Consider the following 16,635-nt stretch of genomic DNA (forward strand, 5'->3'; position numbering starts at 1 on the left):
CCATGGAAGTTTTCTTGTGAGCCAGGCAGGTCCGGCTTCCTGGCGCCCTCCCGTCTGACGCCCAAATGACGCCCAAATGACCCATTGTCTACGAGAAGGTGGCGATCCGCAAAGACGTGCTCGTCGTCGTGCATTTCCAATACAACGCCGCCGAGCAAGCGACATGGGGGCCAGTGATCAGGCTGATGGACGACCCGCAGCGCCTCGGGGCCGGCCGGCAGCCCGCGAAGGACGGATTTACAACCCGAAGCGGCCTTTGTAGGCTGTCCCGCAATAAGCAAATCTGGCTATCCAGGAGACCGCGTCGCGTCTTGCGCTCTGGCACGGTGTCCAGTGAGTGCACCTCGGCGTTGTCATGAGGTCGTCCCTTGGCAAACAGTGGCGGCGTTTGAACGACCGCTTTGGAGAAATGTGGCCGTCCGCAGTGGGTCGCATGCGGAAGTTCGCAAGGTAGCTCGATTCATCCGGCGTCGACCGGGGTGAACGTCGGGGTTCGGTCAGCTCCGCATCGGTCGATGCGAACCGCTGAATTGCCGCCAATCCACAGCGCAATCCCCTCCTCCATTCAATGTGCGCCGTCCCTTCCAAAGTCTTCGCATGCCGCGAATAGGATTCCTCGACATCACGCACTAGTATTCTGCTGTGCGCACTCGCAGCGCCCTCTCCATGCGTGTCCGTCTTGCCGGCTGCGCAATGACCTGTCTGGAGCAGAATATGAAAGACGTGGACGTCCTTATCATTGGCGCGGGTCCGGTCGGCCTGCTGCTTGGCACCGAATTGCAACGCGAGGGCGTCGCGGTAAAGGTGATCGACAGAATGCCGAACCGAGGATTTTTCTGTAAAGCTCTCGGCATTACAGCACGCACGCTCGAGATTTTCGACGATCTCGGAATCATCGATCGCGCAATCGGCGCAGGCACGTGGCTCACCGGCGTCGAAACGTGGGTCGACGGTGCGATGGTGCCCGGCCGCTCAATGCGCGTACCGGACAAGGGTCTGCCCTACGGCTCGCTTTCACTTGCGCAGTACGAGACTGAGCGGCTACTCGAAGCGGCGTTCGCGGAACATGGCGGTCAAGTGAATTACGGCTGTACGCTGGACAGCTTCATCGACAACGGGGAAGCAGTCGATACGTTTCTCACCGGACCTCAGGGTGAGGCGCTAACCCTGCGGTGCAAATGGCTGGTCGGATGCGACGGAGCGCACAGCAAAGTTCGATCCGGCTTGAGCCTGAGCTTTGAAGGCGAGCAATATCCGCAGACTTTCGCACTTGCCGATGTTGACGTCGACTGGTCCTATGCGCGCGGCCCCATGTACCGATTCGAATGGACTGATATGGCGCGGGCGAAAGTAAGCGTCGCGGCTGTGCCCGTGCGCGGTTCCGCGAAACGCTACCGGCTCTCGATGATCGTTCCCGACGAACAGGCTTCTTCGCTCACTAACGCTGTCACGCCGGACTTCGAAACGATGTGCAACCTCCTGTTGCCGTCTTTGCCAGAAGGCTCGCGGCTATCGTCAATGCGATGGTCGTCGGTTTATCGGGTCAGCCATCGTATTGCGTCCGCGTATGGGCGCGGTCACGCGTTCATCGCTGGCGACGCCGCGCATATTCATCCCCCCGTGGGCGGCCAGGGCATGAACACGGGGCTGCAGGACGCGCACAACCTCGCGTGGAAACTGGCACACGTCGTGAAGGGGCTGATGGGTCCCACGTTGCTCGACAGCTATCTGGCAGAACGACATCCTGTTGGCACCGACGTCGTCAAATCGACGAGTGCGGCGCTCAACGCAGTGCTCGCGCGGCAGGCAGCGAATCCGGCGATGCGTGAGACACAGTTGCTAATTTCCTATCGTGGCAGCCCGATCGTCACGGATCTTTGGCCTGATGCCGATCCCGCCGCTCCCGCACCTGGCGACCGGGCGCCCGACGCGCGCGCGCTGACACAACGGTTCGTCGGCCACGTTAGACGACTGCATGAATACATCGGCCGGGGAAAACACGCCCTCGTAGGTTATGTCGACAAGCCAGAGCAATACGACGCCTTCGTTGACGGTTGTCGTGCTCTGTCGACGGCATTACCCGACGCTGTATCAACCGTGCTCGTTACGGCGCCGGGCTGCGAAGTACCTGACTATGAGTTCACGACGACGCTAGCAGACGCTTCGGGCGAATTCGCTTCCACCTATCATGCGAGCGGCGGCGCTGTGTGGATTGTCCGACCGGACGGCTATATCGGATGGAGAAGTAGCGACTGTTCGGGCGAAGAAATCAGAAGTTGGCTACAGCGGCTGGGCGCGCAAACAAGTCATACAAGCTAGAACCGCCAGGTTGCGCACGTTCACTGAACGTCAGCGAGCGCTGTGGAGCGCGCAGAAGGACCGATCCGGATCGGGCGGTCACATACAGCAGTGACTGGCCAACTTCGGAGGTTCGATAGCGGTGGGTGGAAACGTCAACGATCGGCCTCGCGCGCGCTCAATTCTGGCGAAAACTTTGAGAACTCGATGAGCTGGTATCGGCTAAGTTGCGGGTCGTGCATTCGCGCATGCGTGGTCTCACCTGCGCCAGACAAACACCGTTAAGCGAGAACTCAATTGAAAGAATGGGTAAGTAATATAGCCCCTGCTTTCTGACTTGGCGCCCGCGATCCAGCGGCGGTATCAATTGCTTTTTCGGGTCGCCCTTTCAATTGGCCTGAAACATCAAGAAATAAAACATTGCTATTGCGTCCAGGTTCGTCGTTGCCTGTCACGTCGACGGCCTTTTCCAGACCGACCACACTTGCAGATAATAAATATGGGCCATAGAACCAGGATTGCGCTTGCCTTGGCGGTTGTCATCACGCCTCTGCCCGCTCTTGCCACACTCGGTGGCGATACATCGAGCATTACTGCCGACCAGACCCAGTTGCACGCCAGTACCCAGCAATTGACACCTTCGGCGCTCCGCGGAAATGCCGGCGCGACCATTCATACGACCGCCGCTCCGACTATCTTGCCGACATCCGTCTCGGTCCAGCAATTGACCCAACCGGACGGAACCGTGATTAAAGAGTATTTATCAAACGGCACTGTATTCGGTATCGCGTGGAGAGGCCCCACACCCCCCAATCTGCGACAGTTGCTGGGCAATTATTTTCCAACTTATTCCGCAGGCGTACAGGCCGCGAATCAGAACGGCGACCACGCTCCCATGGCAATTCAAGCTGAGGGATTGGTCATCTACTCCGGCGGTCACATGAATTTATTTTTCGGCCAGGCTTTCTTGCCCGCGCTGCTGCCGCAAGGCGTAACTGCTCAAGCTATTCAGTAAGGACTCTCTATGCGCAAGTATTTCATAGCAGTGCTCTTGCTGTTGTTGGCCGGTTGTGGCGGCGGTAGTAGCGGTGGCGGCAACCCGATCAGCACGGCCTCAGTCGCGGCCCCCGTTCAGAATACTGCGCCGATCACAGTGGATGGCGCGTTCAATTCCGTGAACCGCGCCTATACCAGTGTCACGATTTGTGCGCCGGGCACTAATAATTGCCAGACCATCGACCACGTGCTGATCGATACCGGCTCGGTCGGTTTGCGGCTGTTGTCGACTCCTGCCGTGCAGGCATTGAAACTTGCCACCCAGAGCACGACGGCTGGCAACCAGTTGGGCGAATGCTATTTCTACGTGACCAGTTATGTCTGGGGCTCGACGAAGCTCGCCGACGTGAAAATGGCAGGTGAAACCGCCGGCAATGTCGCCGTGCAGATAGTCGCCGACCCAGCCATGCCGGCAGTGCCGGACTATTGTTCCAGCACGGGCGGCAGCGCGCAAAACACCACTACGGCGATGGACGCCAACGGCATCCTGGGCATCGGCGTAACGCCTTACGATTGCGGCGCGACATGTGCCACTACCCAGGCCAATAACCGCTATTACACCTGCGACGCGACAACCTGCACCTCGACCACCGTCCCGCTGGTCCAACAAGTCGTCAATCCCGTGACGCAATTCGCTCAGGACAATAATGGTGTAATCGTGCAACTGCCCAGTATTGCGAATACGGGCGCGGTCAATGCAACGGGACAGTTGATCTTTGGCATTGGCACGCAGGCGGATAATGCGTTGGGTAGTGCGCAGGTCTATGCCACCAATCTCAATGGCAATATCACGACGATCTATAAGGGCACGTCCTTTGGAGATAGTGCAATCGACAGCGGAACGAATCGATACATCTTCCTCGACAACACTCTGCCGATTTGCGCCGGCACGGTGGACTTCTGTCCGCTCATGCCGACCGCGCTGTCTGCCGTCAACGTCGGCGGCAATGGAAGCAACGGCACGGTTAATTTCAGCGTCGCGAACATCAATGACTTGTTCGGCAGCGGCAACTTTGCGCAAAATGAGCGGGCTGGACCGCAATCCGCGCTGGGCACGAACAGCTACTTCTCGACCAGTTTCATTTGGGGACTGTCGTTCTTTTACGGCCGCTCGGTATTCGTTGCGTTCAACGGAAAAAGCACGCCCGGTGGCACGGGACCTTATTACGCCTATTGATAAGGTTCACGATAGATCGGCGAAAACCGACGTTCTTATCCGTATCGGGCCGCGGGCGAATCATCTAGCGGCCTTAGGAGCAACGCGGGCAAGCAAGTACCCCGAGGGTCCGGACTATCGTGAGGGCGACCGCCCCTTTCTTGACGGGTCATCGTATTTTGTCGAGAGGGGGCGCCTCAGGGGGTATTGCGTGGAAAGGTGGATTCACTGAAAGGCATCGAGGCGTCATGTCCTCAAATTCCCTCACTACGGTTGCATTGAAGAAAGTATGGTTGGGCATCGGCGCCATGATCGCCGCGTTGCTGTTGAGCGTGTTCGGCATTTTGTACATCGACAAACTAGGCGACAAACACGACTACGCTCGATACACGGCACCGCGCGAGGCCGATCTGGTTCATGCACGAGGGCGAATCACTCGGATTTCCAACCACGTTCCGTACCTTGAGATTCAACTGGACGATGGTCGTGATCTGCTAGCAACGTTCTTGATCTTTCGGGTCGTGGCGGGCACGACATCTATGTGCAGAACACCGGCGCCTTCAATCGGGCACAACTGGCTTCACTCGTAAATTGCGGACGAGCCGAATTCGAGTTTTATCCCATGCACGGCACCATGATTAGCTATTGGATTTATGGTCTGAAGTGCGATGGCGCGGAAGTGCTCAGCTACAAAGACACCCTGCGTTATCTCGCACTTCGAAAGCCGTGACGCCGAACGCGAAGCGGTATCGGCTGCGAGTGGCCGCTGCTGGTCAAGCCGACTGCCCGCAACGGATCGAACTGAGCCAGCCGCATCAGGCAGAAAGCGGCCAACTCCGGTCAATCGACAAAAACTTGCGACCGTCCGCTGATGAACTCGCAGGCCACGCTGCAGATAGCTGATCGACTCGAAAGCCCTTCGGGAAGTCGCAACGCTGTCATTAACCGGCCGAGTCAATGTTGTCAATGGACCGGAACCGAGCGAACGAGGACTAGGGGCGCGGTCCGATGGCCGGTAAAGGCTGCACACCTGGACGTTTATCTCCTACACGGCAGGCGTCCGGTTGACCCAGACAATCGCCTTTGATCCGGGACTTGACTATTATTGACACGTTTAAATTTGCCGATCCGCTAAAAACCTACAAGACTGTGGCAATAAGGACGTCGATTTAAAGAAGAGAGCGGCGCAGATGGTTAAGACAGAGAACCATCTGTGCCTGATTCAATCTCCATCCGTTCGAGTGCGGTTATGCGACATCAGGGGCGTGCGATATCGGGCGACACGCCGGTGTGCTGTAAAGACTTTCCATCGCGGTCTTGACATCCGTCTCTGGAGGTGAAGCGTGGCCTGTGATAAAGCCGCTCGTCAGTCGCCGGATTCCCGTCCTTGGCGAAGCGGGGCAGCAGAGCCCACCTGGGTCGCGCAGAACCTGCGACACCTGCTCTGCCGAGGCAGCCTTGTTGCACTGACAGCCGCCGTGCCCATCCTGCCGCGTCAGGTCGAGGCGCAGACCTGCACCGTCACCTCGGGTCGGATTGCCTTGACGTCCGGCACCTGCTCAGCCGCACCGGGATCGGCGCTGAGTGCCACGGGCACTGGTGCGGCCGTCTCGGCCACCAACGCCGGCACCGTGATCGACCTCACGCCTGGTGCGACCGTCACCACGGCCACTCCCATTCGTGGTGTCGACATGATCAATGGCGGGGCCGTTCTTCTCGGCACGACCACTCCGATCACAGTCGACTCCACCGCCACCAACACTGGCATCGTGGGCATCAATATCAACAATACGGCGATCCCCGGTAGCCTTGGCACGGGCATCCCCGTTACCCTGACAACCGCATTGGCTAGCACAAGCTCGTCCAGTTACGGCCTGCGTGCAATCCAGAACTCATCCGTCACCCTGGGTCTGGATCTGACATCGAACTTTTCCACCGGAGCGTTTGGCGTGCGCGCCGACACCGGCAGCTCGGTTACCCTGATCGATAGTAGCCATCTCGTGCTGACCGGTCCGAATATTGCACCCGGCGGAGCGGTGTTGATGGCCGTTGGCCCGGGTAGCGTCGTCGACGCCCGGAACGGCACAAGCTTGTCCATCGCCGGTCATGATGTAGTCGGCATCTACATGCTGAACGGCGGTCTGGTCAGGGTCGATGGCTCAACGGCGCCGCTCAGTCTTACCAACGTCGGCACGGCCAATTCGGGTGCGGCGGGTATCGTCGCCGACAACACCATCGTTCCCGGCGGCACAATCGACGGAGTCACCCTCAGCTTCACGGGCATCAAGGGAACCGGCATTACCGCCACCCAGGGGGCGGAGATCACCGTGGGCGGCGTCACCGTGCAGGGTGCTGGAATTGGTGTCGTTGCCGACGCCAATTCCAGCGTCAACATTCGTGATTCGAGCATCACCATAGCGGACTCGAACGGGGGCATTGTCAGAACGTTCACGGAAGCCCCGAGCTTCAGGACAACGTATTTGCGCCAGAGCGCGGGGCTGCTCGCACTGGGCGGCACCCTCACCGCCGACGGCGTCAGCATTACGGTGCCAGCCGATACCGCCTATGGTATGGACTCCACCTACTCCATCTCTGACGCGGACATCGTGGGCACGCTGAGGTTCAGTAATGGCACGGTCACCACCTCCGGAACCGGATCTCATGGGGCTGTTGCGCTGGGATACCCCGGCGGGGGCACCCCAACGATCCTGCTGCAGAACGTCAGGATTTCAACGACCGGCAGCAATGCCCATGGGCTGGTGGTGTCAACCGGCGGCATCATCAACGCCACCGACAGCACCGTTCGGGCCGAGGGCTCCGGCAGCAACGGCCTGCTCTCCACCACGGCGTATGCGGCACCGGTGCAGAACGCCGTCTCGTTCTCGGGCGGTAGCCTGAGCAGCGCGCAATCGGCTGCTATCCAGGTGACGAATTCGCAGTTGGACCTGTCCCTGTCCAATGGCGCGCAAGTCAGCAGTGGCGCCGGGCTGCTGATCAATACCGCCCATACCGCTTCCACTGCAGTCGCCCCGGTGCTGGACCTCACGGCCACGGGGCATGTCGTCCTGACGGGCGACGCGCAGGCCAATGCCGACGGCATCGTCAATATGGCTCTCGCCGACGGCACCACCTGGACCGGCGCCGCGCGCAACGTCGGCGCCGTGTCGCTCGCCGACAGCGCCTGGACCGTGACCGCCAATTCCGATGTCGCCTCGCTCAGTCTCGACCCCAGCACGATAGCGTTTGCGCCGCCCGCGGGCAGCGCATTCAAAACGCTCACCGTTCGCGGCGACTACGCCAGCAGCGCCAGTATGCTGACAATGAACACGCAGCTGAACGCGGGTGGCCCTTTGTCGAATCAGCTGACTGACCGTTTGCTCATATTGGGCAATGCTGAAGGCACCACGTCGACTACAGTGAACAATGCGCGAGGCGCGGGAGCGTTCACCAGCCTGACCGGTGTCCCGGATGCCGCTGATGGCATCTCGATCATCCAGGTGGCAGGAGCGTCCACGCCGGAAGCCTTCACCCTGCAGCACGGTTATGTCACGGGCGGCACGCCTTTCCAGTACAAGCTCAACGCCTATGGGCCCGGTTCACCCAACGGCGCCGCCGATGCTCTGCAGTCGCTCGTCGGGACCGCAGGCAATCACTGGGATTACCGGCTTCAGAGTGCCTACGTCACTCCGGAGGGACCCGTGAAACCAGAGACCGAGACTCCCTCAGGGCCGCTGGAACCAGCGCCTGGACCTCCCTCGGCGCCTACGGAACCAGAACCCGGGCCTCCCGCTGAGCCCGGGCAACCAGCGCCTGAGCCTCCCCCAGGCGCGGTTCCCCAGCTACCATCCGACGCGCGCCCAGAAGTGGCGCCGCAGGTGCCGGCCTATCTTTCCACCTCGCGGGCGCTGTTTCAGACCGGTCTCGTTGATATTGACAGCCTGCACCGGCGTCTCGGCGAAATCCGTGATGACCAGATTTCCGGCAACGGACAAGCTGTCGAGGGCTTCGTGCGGATCTATGGTGGTCTGTTCAACTACACGACGGATCGCAGTTTCCAGTCGTTCGGATACAACTTCAGCCTCGACTACGGCGCCGTGCAGTTCGGCGCCAGCTACAAGACCATCGATAACCCGGACGGTACTCTGCGCGTCGGCCTGGCTGGCACCTTTGGCCGATTGTGGATGCAGCCTTCCGCTGTCGACGGAGCCAGCGACGCGCGGTTTGACACCCAATCGCTCGCGGGCATCGCAACCTGGCAGGACCGTGCCGGCTGGTACGTCGATGGCATCGTCATGGGTGGGCTCTTTAACGGGCGCTACACCACGGCGGCACGCGGGCAGATTACCAGCGTGAACGGCAACTCGGTCGCCGTGTCCATCGAGTCCGGCATGCCCTTCCAGTTGCCCTGGTGGAACCTGGCCATCGAGCCTCAGGTGCAACTGGTCTGGCAGCACCTCGATTTCGCGGACCGTACCGATGGGGATGGCATCGAGGTCAACATGGGAAGCCCCGATCAGGGTGTCGCCCGCGTCGGCTTCCGCTTGCTCCGGCCGTTCGTGATGGGCGACGGCTCACGCGTGACGCCGTACATCAAGGCGAACCTGCTGCAGGGCATCGGCGGATCTAATAGCGTCGTACTCAGCGGTGTCAGCTTTGGCACGGGCAAGCCAGGAACTGCACTGCAGGTCGGTGCCGGTGCCACCGGGACCCTGACAAGGAATCTCTCGGTCTACGGCAACGTTGCCTGGCAGAATAATGTCGGCAGTGGCGGGTTCCGTGGCTGGGTATTGAACGGTGGTCTGCGTCTTATCTTCGGGGACCCGCCGCAGCCTGCGTCATCCTCCCTCGTCGCGCCGGCACCCGCCGCCGCGGTTGTGTCGCAGTAGGAGCGGGTGGACTTTGCCCCTATATGGCCGGAAATGCGGTTACGCATAAGCTGACAGATTTACCCGAGGGCGAAATTCGCGTGTCAGCGGTATCTCAGTGCGCTATGCCGATGGCTCCTTCCAGAAGAACAAGTACAACGCCTGTTGGCTGAATAAATTTACTTCGAAAAAGGGCGCTGACGGCTCTTTCTCAGTCCAGTTCGGCTGGGTGCGATCGCAAGATTCCGAACTGCTGGCCGGCGATGAATAGCTGGACTACACGGTGCGGCTTTATAGTCCACGCGCTGAAGTTCTCAATAGGAAAAATGGGTCATCCCGCACCGCAGCTTGTAGATTGATCGCCGGGCAGCTTGACCGGCAGGATGCGCAGTTTCATGGCAAGCGACTGTCGGGGCTTATCCGCTAATCTAACTTGTGTCACTACTGAAGGTCGGAGTCCGGTCGGAGACCGGCCATTCGACCGGGTTACCCCTACGTCCCTTGGGGTCGAAGCCTCTCGCCGCCGCGCCGGGTCGTGGGCCGCTTGCGGCCACGAGCAGGCCTTGCGTTTCGCCGCCGACCACGACACTCGAATGTCATGACTCCGCCGGGGAACAGACCTTACCTGACTCGTCATAGACAACTATGTTGAATCCTTCGCTGAGTGCGGGCGGAACGAAGTACCGGGTGATCTGATCGTACTGCTCTTCTGATGTCCGGAAAGGATGCTCGCCTGACACATTCCTCGTCATTAAACGAGATTTGCAGATCTCGTCGGTCACATTAAGATAGTGAAGCCGATGCTCGCAGGCAACCGCCTGGAATAGTGAGTAACCCCAAGCACGTGTGCTGGCCGTATTGAATGGAAAGTCCAGTACCACGGAGATACCCGCCGCGAGGAGTGCCTGGATGTGCTCCGTGAGGACCGTTCTCAGGCGTGCTGCGCGGTCTGCATAATCGCTTACCGTATGAATCTCGTCCGGGTAAAGACATGCCATCCATTTGTCTTCGCTAAACAGGACCGTCCGAGAGGCATCCGCCAAGCGAGCCGTCAACGTGGACTTCCCCGATGCGATTTTTCCGCAAACCATATGCAAAACAGCCGTCTCACGATGGCCAACTTCGTCAACTGCTCGACTCTCACTCGTCATTCCCAAACGCTCCGTTTAGAGCCCAGAAAGCAAAAACCCGCCTTCTGGGCGGGTTGTGATTGCATATTGTCACTCAATAGCTATCCCGCCGAGACTCTCGCGGCGCTAATAATCGAGTTGATGACAAATTGGTTCATGTCGCAAAGCTTAATTCAACCGGCGAGACGGGGCAAGTCGCGACCGTCCAGCACAGTCCGAGCAGCAGAGTGACCATCCAACGCGGTACGACAGCTGACGCGTCGAGAGCGGACCTTCCGTTGGCGCCGATTCCAACGTCGGCTCAGGGTCGACAAAGGAAATTAGCGGCAAGGCCGAGCTGGTGACTGGCGGGCGCAGGCCGAACTTCCGGGTTCGGCCAGGAGCGGTCATCCGCCGAAGTACGCAAAGCGACAACCGGGTGTCGGGTTTGTATGACATAGGAGCCGTTCGCGTGCCACTTGCGCGTGTCGAAGTTAGACCGAAGCTGTCTATCAGCCGACCGTAAGAGGCGGCAGATACGTAGGCGCTACTGCATTGCCACGATAAAAAAAACGAGTCTCATGTGCAACCATGAGACTCGCGAAATCGGCGCGCAACAATTGAAAGAGGAGTCGCAATCGCTCGCCCGCGCCGTGGCCTGGGACCAGGCCCACCTGGACTGGACCAGCTAGACTTGAATTACTTCGTGCCGACGGTTTGCAGCGCCGCCCACTTGCCATTCGTGACCTTGTACACCGTCACGCCGCCGTATTTCAGATCGCCGCGATCATCATAGGCAAGCTCATTGGTCGTCACGCCTTTCATCTGCGTCGCCTTCAACACCGGCAGATACTTGTGCGGGTCGACTGAGTCGGCTTTTTTCATGGCATTAAGCACAGCCATCGTGCCGTCGTAGGCGTACGGCGAATACAGTTCGACTTCGTTGCCGAAGCGCTTCTTGTAGCGCTCCACGTACGATTTGCCGCCCGGCATCTTGTCGAGCGGGCTGCCACCCGACGAAGCCAACGCACCTTCCGCAGCAGGACCCGCAATCTTCAGCAACTCGTCGGAGTGGATCATGTCCGGTCCGATCAGCGTACCCTTGACCGCCAGCGTGCGCATCTGCTTGAGAAACGGTGCCGCTTGCGTGTCCGCTCCGCCGTAGAAGATTGCGTCCGCATCCGACTGTTTGATGTGCGTGAGGATCGCCCGGAAGTCGACGGCTTTGTCGTTCGTGAACTCCTGCGCGACGATCGTTCCGCCCGCCGCCTTGACCGCCTTCGCAAACTCTTCGGCCACGCCCTGGCCGTACGCGGTGCGGTCGTCGACGATGGCGAAGCGCCTGAACTTCAGGTCCTTCACTACGTATTCGCCGAGCACGCCGCCTTGTTGCGAATCGGAGGTGACGAGACGGAACGTGGTTGCGAGGCCCTGCGCCGTGTAGGCCGGCGCGGTGGCAGTCGCCAGTTCGGGGATGCCCGCCTTCGCGTAGATCGGCGCCGCCGGAATACTGGTGCCCGAGTTGAAGTGGCCGATTACCGCGGCCACGCCGTCGTCGACGAGCTTCTGCGCAACGGTCGTGCCGGTACGCGGATCGGCCTGGTCGTCGGCCGCGTCGAGCACGAAGTGCACGGGCTTGCCGCCGATGACCGGCTTGGTGGCGTTGAAGTCTTCGATTGCCAGCGTCACGCCACTGCGGAAGTCCGCGCCGTAATGGGCTTGGCCGCCAGTCAGCGGCGCGGCGAAGCCGATCTTCACGTCCTGCGCCTGCTGTGCCAATGCGGTTGCGCCGCTCAAGCCGAGTGCCGCAGCGGTAGCGGCCAACGCGATCTGTTTCGTACCCATGCTCATCTTCTGATGCTCCTCTTTCTTGTGGAATGGCGCGAGACGGCACCCGCCGCGTGCCTCCCACGCTGCGTCCGTCCCCCTGTTGCAGACACTTCTGATTGCACCTTGCTCGCGGCCCGTCGGCGACCGCGGTTTCTTGCAAGCTGCCGGGTTGCTTGATGCCGGCGCTCAGCTCATATGCGGGTAAGCGTATTGATTAGCCGGCACGTAGGTTTCCTTGATCGTGCGCGGCGAAACCCAGCGCAGCAGATTCAGCGCAGAGCCCGCTTTGTCGTTGGTGCCGCTGCGACGTGCGCCGCCGAACGGCTGCTGCCCGACTACCGCGCCCGTCGGCTTGTCGTTGATGTAGAAGTTGCCGGCCGAAAACCGCAGTGCCGCGCTCGCTTCCACAATGGCGCTGCGTTCCTGCGCGAACACGGCGCCGGTCAGTGCATACGGTGAAGTCGAATCGACCAGCTTCAGGACATCTGCCCATTGCGCGTCGGGGTAGACGTAGACCGAGAGTACCGGCCCGAAGATCTCTTCACGCATCGTGACGAACTGCGGATCGTCGACTTCGATCACGGTCGGCTGGATGAAGAAGCCGGTGCGGTCGTCGGCGCCGCCACCCGCGACGATCGACACGCCACCCGCTTGCCGTGCCTGCTCGATGTAACCAGTGACCCGGTCGTAGGCTTTGCGATCGATGACTGCGCCCATGAAATTGCCGAGGTCCTGTACATCGCCCATGCGGACGGTAGCCAGATCGTCGGCAAGGCGCGCCTTGACGGCCGGCCAGAGCGAGAGCGGCACGTATGCGCGTGAAGCGGCACTGCACTTCTGGCCTTGATACTCGAACGCGCCGCGCAGCAGCGCAGCGCTAAGCGCCACCACATCCGCTGACGGATGCGCGAGCACGAAATCTTTGCCGCCGGTTTCGCCGACGAGGCGCGGATAGCTGCGATACGTCGGCAGACGCGCGGCTGTCTCGCGCCAAAGCGAATCGAACACGGCCGTCGAGCCGGTGAAATGCAGTCCAGCGAACGCGTCCGATCCGAGCGCGACGGAAGACACTGTTTGCGCCCCGCCGGGCACGAAATTGATCACGCCAGGTGGCAAACCAGCGGCTTCCAGCAGTTCGAACACGAAGTAGTTGCTCAGCGCTGCCGTTGCCGCGGGTTTCCACAGCACGCAGTTGCCCATCAGTGCCGGCGCGCAAGCTAGATTGCCGCCGATCGCCGTGAAGTTGAACGGCGTCACCGCATAGACGAAGCCTTCCAGCGGTCGGTACTCAAGTGCATTGCGCATACCGGGCGCCGAGACCGGCTGGCTCCGCTGCAAATCTCGCGCAAACGCGACATTCCAGCGCAGAAAATCGATCAGTTCGCAGGCCGAGTCGATTTCCGCCTGATAGGCCGTCTTGCTTTGGCCAAGCATGGTCGCAGCGTTCAGTTTTTGACGCCACGGCCCGGCCAGCAGGTCGGCCGCTTTGAGAAATACTGCCGCGCGATCCTCGAAAGACCATTGCGACCAGTCGCGCTGCGCCTCGATGGCGGCCTGAATCGCGGCGCTCACATCGCTGCTACTCGCCTGATGCACTTGCGCAAGCGTTTGAGCGTGGTCATGCGGACATGCCACTGGTAGTGTGTCGCCGCCCGTTAGTCGCTTGCGGCCTGCCACGACGGGGATTTGCACCACATCGGCAGATTGCTGTTCGAGTGCGCGGACAAGCTCCGCCCGTTCTGGCGAGCCCGGCTGATACGCTAAGATTGGTTCGTTTCTGGGTGCTTCGAGCATGACTATGCAAACCTTTGACTGACGGCATATAGGATTCAATTCGACAACAAAATTATCCATTTACGTGTCGATTGGATCCAATCCTAACAGGCTACAATTTTGACGACAACTTTTTTCGTCGGTCGGCGTACGACCGGCTTTTGCTCATGACGACAGTGCAGGCCAAGGCAGATCAGCGTTCGCTGCCGCAATCCATTCGGGACCAACTGCGCGATGAAATCCTGCGGGGCACGCTCCCGCCGGGCACACAGCTGCGCCAGGAAAATCTGGCGGAGCGTTTTGGCGCGAGCCGGATTCCAGTGCGTGAGGCATTACGGCAACTCGAAGCGGAAGGATTGGTGAGCTATCAGCTCAACCGCGGAGCGGTCGTGATCGCGATGTCAACGAGCGAGATTTGCGAGTTGCTCGACATTCGCGCCGCGCTTGAAAGCTATGCAGCAAAGCTCGCCGTACCGAACATGGTGGTGGCCGACATCGAGTTGATGAAGCGCATCCTCGCTTCATACGACGTCGCCACAACGCTTCCTGAGTGGGCCGAGTGCAACCGGCAGTTCCATCTGGCGCTGTGCGCGCCCTCGAACAACGAGCGGCTCAAGAAGATGATCGAGGAGTATTGCCTGAGCACGACCAATCGCTATCCGCATCTGAGGATGTCGCTGAATACGCAAAAGGAAGACGTGCAAAGGGACCACTATCAGATCGTCGACGCGTGCAAGCGGCGTGCTGTCAACGAAGTAGTGAGCTTGCTGGAACAGCATATTCTTGAGACAAAGCGGGAGGTTCTTGCCGCTGCACGCCTTGGGCAGTGATGCGGACTAACGGATCCAAGGTACACCCGATCTTCAATTGATGGAGCTTTACGGCATTTGGCAAATCTCTATGAGCCGCAGCGGCAAACGACATCAGGGCTTTGTGAGGGGAGCCAAAGTCGGCGGCAGCGGGGCTGATAGTATCTACTCGCCAATTGCAATCCGCAGCCTAGAACCTGTGTGACGTCACCGAACGTAATCAGTGAGTGGCTGCTCAGGGCGAATAACGAGACAATTCGGCTCCCCATGTTAAACGACCGATTGGGTCGGTTTGACGCGTTGGCCGTCGGCCCGGATTCGGCCACTTTCTGCCGCTCGCCTGAGCTGTGCAGCAGTCACTCGCACGGCCGGTCCACCCCGAAACCCGCCCGATGCGGGACGCATGCTTGTCGGCCAATGAGGTGATTAGGCCGATCGCTGGACAAGGGCCGCTGTGGGTTGCTCAGCAGTCGTTGAAGCGTCGGCCACTTTGAATGACAGCTTCGCTGCGCGCTAGGACAGCAGTCGACCCAGCAGTCCTTCGAGTCGCCGCGAGAGCTACCGCAACTTACAAACTCGAACGGCCATTCGAGCATGCATCTCGGTGGCTACGCTGTCGGCCGTTGCTGTCACTGGGATTGACTGGGTTCTATGTCAGCGACGGGATTGATTGCTAGCGGCGGTTGGATTTGACAGCCGAATGACAGTTTTTTAACTGTCAGAGTCACACTAAAGAAACTGATCCGGACTTTGATCCGCTGCTAGAAGAATAGTCGTCACTGGCTTTGCGTTTGTAGTCTTAGGGATTGCCCCAAAGCGCGAGATGCTCCGCGAAATCCCTCTTGAACCGATGTTCGAAATCTATAGAACAGTGTTCGTCCACTCACGCAAATTGCGAGAGCAAAATTATGAATAAAATCGGCACCGTTACAGTAAGAGATTGAGGACCGACATACAAATGGGCCTAGCGTACGGACGGTGCCAAGTGCTTCGGCTGCTGATCGCGCGAGGTTGTCACGTACTTGCTTGCATCATGCGGTCCAATGCCAGACCGACATGCTCTGCGACTACCTTGTCTTGGAGCGCCGTTTGGGGGCGCACTGTATCTCCTTTCCACGGAGCTCGCGTACATACCGTAGACCTTTTGCGGATAGCCTTGCCTTGAAGAATCATTGACACGACTACCTGCCCAGGAAATGCCGTGACGCGGTGAAGTTGCTCGCATCCTTGGAAATAACATTCACCGCGCTGAAAAATATGATCCGCTGTACGATTCAAGTGAATCTTGCCTTTCTCGATTAGTTCATAAGCACCTCCCTCGGCATGCTCGTAGTCGTAGTTAAAGTAAGCCGCCCCCTCGGCTGCAGCGTCGAACAGTTCGTGAACGTAGCATCCAGATAACATTACTGAATAGAATGGCCAACGGTGACTATGTACATTAGAAATCATAGGATGGACATGGTGGCGACAATCCCAGATGTGCAGTCTCAGCTTATAGTACTGGGTATTGAGCAAAACAATTTTCACGAAACCATTGTCATGCCAATACGACGCTTTTGCCGACTCTTGAATACGGGCCGGCGAAATCGAGTCCATAAGAATTGCTTTATGATCCAGCTCTTTTCGAAAAAACTCCTTCACCGTCGACGAACCTGCCCACTTCGCTGGAGAATCGATTGCGGGCTCAAGATGACTCAATCGCGCGCATAAATGGTCTAGAGCGTCCATAGTTATGACCC

General features: G+C 59.4%; 10 protein-coding genes. 6 read left to right on the forward strand and 4 right to left on the reverse strand.

Annotated features, from left to right (window positions below; translation table 11 throughout):
• Positions 1-714 precede the first annotated feature (714 nt).
• The 5 genes from LMG28727_RS06990 to LMG28727_RS07010 all read left to right on the forward strand — a co-directional run bounded on the left by LMG28727_RS06990 (position 715) and on the right by LMG28727_RS07010 (position 9,396).
• A complete protein-coding gene (locus LMG28727_RS06990; protein ID WP_201641581.1) occupies positions 715-2,319 on the forward strand; it encodes an FAD-dependent monooxygenase in 1,605 nt (534 codons plus the stop codon).
• Between the two features lie 508 nt (positions 2,320-2,827).
• On the forward strand, positions 2,828-3,313 hold the full coding sequence (locus LMG28727_RS06995) for a DUF2844 domain-containing protein (protein WP_236591645.1): 486 nt from the start codon (positions 2,828-2,830) through the stop codon (positions 3,311-3,313).
• Between the two features lie 9 nt (positions 3,314-3,322).
• The gene (locus LMG28727_RS07000) at positions 3,323-4,531 is read left to right on the forward strand and encodes a DUF3443 domain-containing protein (protein WP_201641583.1); all 1,209 of its coding nucleotides are present in this window, start codon (positions 3,323-3,325) and stop codon (positions 4,529-4,531) included.
• 227 nt (positions 4,532-4,758) lie between these two features.
• Positions 4,759-5,100: a hypothetical protein gene (locus tag LMG28727_RS07005; protein WP_201641584.1), complete on the forward strand. Its 342-nt coding sequence runs from the start codon at positions 4,759-4,761 to the stop codon at positions 5,098-5,100.
• A gap of 753 nt (positions 5,101-5,853) precedes the next feature.
• Positions 5,854-9,396 carry an autotransporter outer membrane beta-barrel domain-containing protein gene (locus tag LMG28727_RS07010; protein ID WP_201641585.1) on the forward strand — a complete coding sequence of 1,181 codons (3,543 nt, stop codon included), beginning with the start codon at positions 5,854-5,856 and terminating at the stop codon, positions 9,394-9,396.
• 575 nt (positions 9,397-9,971) lie between these two features.
• Here LMG28727_RS07010 and LMG28727_RS07015 read toward each other — a convergent pair.
• The 3 genes from LMG28727_RS07015 to pruA all read right to left on the reverse strand — a co-directional run bounded on the left by LMG28727_RS07015 (position 9,972) and on the right by pruA (position 14,108).
• Positions 9,972-10,526: an AAA family ATPase gene (locus tag LMG28727_RS07015; RefSeq protein ID WP_201641586.1), complete on the reverse strand. Its 555-nt coding sequence runs from the start codon at positions 10,524-10,526 to the stop codon at positions 9,972-9,974.
• A 657-nt stretch (positions 10,527-11,183) separates the two neighbouring features.
• Positions 11,184-12,335, reverse strand: a complete 1,152-nt coding sequence (locus LMG28727_RS07020; protein ID WP_407945832.1) for a branched-chain amino acid ABC transporter substrate-binding protein — start codon at positions 12,333-12,335, stop codon at positions 11,184-11,186.
• A 165-nt stretch (positions 12,336-12,500) separates the two neighbouring features.
• Positions 12,501-14,108, reverse strand: a complete 1,608-nt coding sequence (gene pruA, locus LMG28727_RS07025; RefSeq protein ID WP_201641588.1) for an L-glutamate gamma-semialdehyde dehydrogenase — start codon at positions 14,106-14,108, stop codon at positions 12,501-12,503.
• Between the two features lie 146 nt (positions 14,109-14,254).
• On the opposite strand from pruA, the gene LMG28727_RS07030 reads away from it, so the two are divergent.
• The gene (locus LMG28727_RS07030) at positions 14,255-14,917 is read left to right on the forward strand and encodes a GntR family transcriptional regulator (protein WP_201641589.1); all 663 of its coding nucleotides are present in this window, start codon (positions 14,255-14,257) and stop codon (positions 14,915-14,917) included.
• Between the two features lie 993 nt (positions 14,918-15,910).
• Here LMG28727_RS07030 and LMG28727_RS07035 read toward each other — a convergent pair.
• The gene (locus LMG28727_RS07035; RefSeq protein ID WP_201641590.1) at positions 15,911-16,624 is read right to left on the reverse strand and encodes a hypothetical protein; all 714 of its coding nucleotides are present in this window, start codon (positions 16,622-16,624) and stop codon (positions 15,911-15,913) included.
• Between the last annotated feature and the right edge of the window lie 11 nt (positions 16,625-16,635).

This window comes from Paraburkholderia metrosideri, assembly GCF_904848625.1.
GTDB lineage: Bacteria > Pseudomonadota > Gammaproteobacteria > Burkholderiales > Burkholderiaceae > Paraburkholderia > Paraburkholderia metrosideri.

Bases quoted from the DNA above. Each gene is read 5' to 3' on its own strand.
- pruA (WP_201641588.1), bottom strand. From the start codon at position 14,108: ATGCTCGAAGCACCCAGAAACGAACCAATCTTAGCGTATCAGCCGGGC.
- LMG28727_RS07015 (WP_201641586.1), bottom strand. From the start codon at position 10,526: ATGACGAGTGAGAGTCGAGCAGTTGACGAAGTTGGCCATCGTGAGACG.
- LMG28727_RS07000 (WP_201641583.1), top strand. From the start codon at position 3,323: ATGCGCAAGTATTTCATAGCAGTGCTCTTGCTGTTGTTGGCCGGTTGT.
- LMG28727_RS07020 (WP_407945832.1), bottom strand. From the start codon at position 12,335: ATGAGCATGGGTACGAAACAGATCGCGTTGGCCGCTACCGCTGCGGCA.
- LMG28727_RS06990 (WP_201641581.1), top strand. From the start codon at position 715: ATGAAAGACGTGGACGTCCTTATCATTGGCGCGGGTCCGGTCGGCCTG.
- LMG28727_RS07030 (WP_201641589.1), top strand. From the start codon at position 14,255: ATGACGACAGTGCAGGCCAAGGCAGATCAGCGTTCGCTGCCGCAATCC.
- LMG28727_RS07005 (WP_201641584.1), top strand. From the start codon at position 4,759: ATGTCCTCAAATTCCCTCACTACGGTTGCATTGAAGAAAGTATGGTTG.
- LMG28727_RS07035 (WP_201641590.1), bottom strand. From the start codon at position 16,624: ATGGACGCTCTAGACCATTTATGCGCGCGATTGAGTCATCTTGAGCCC.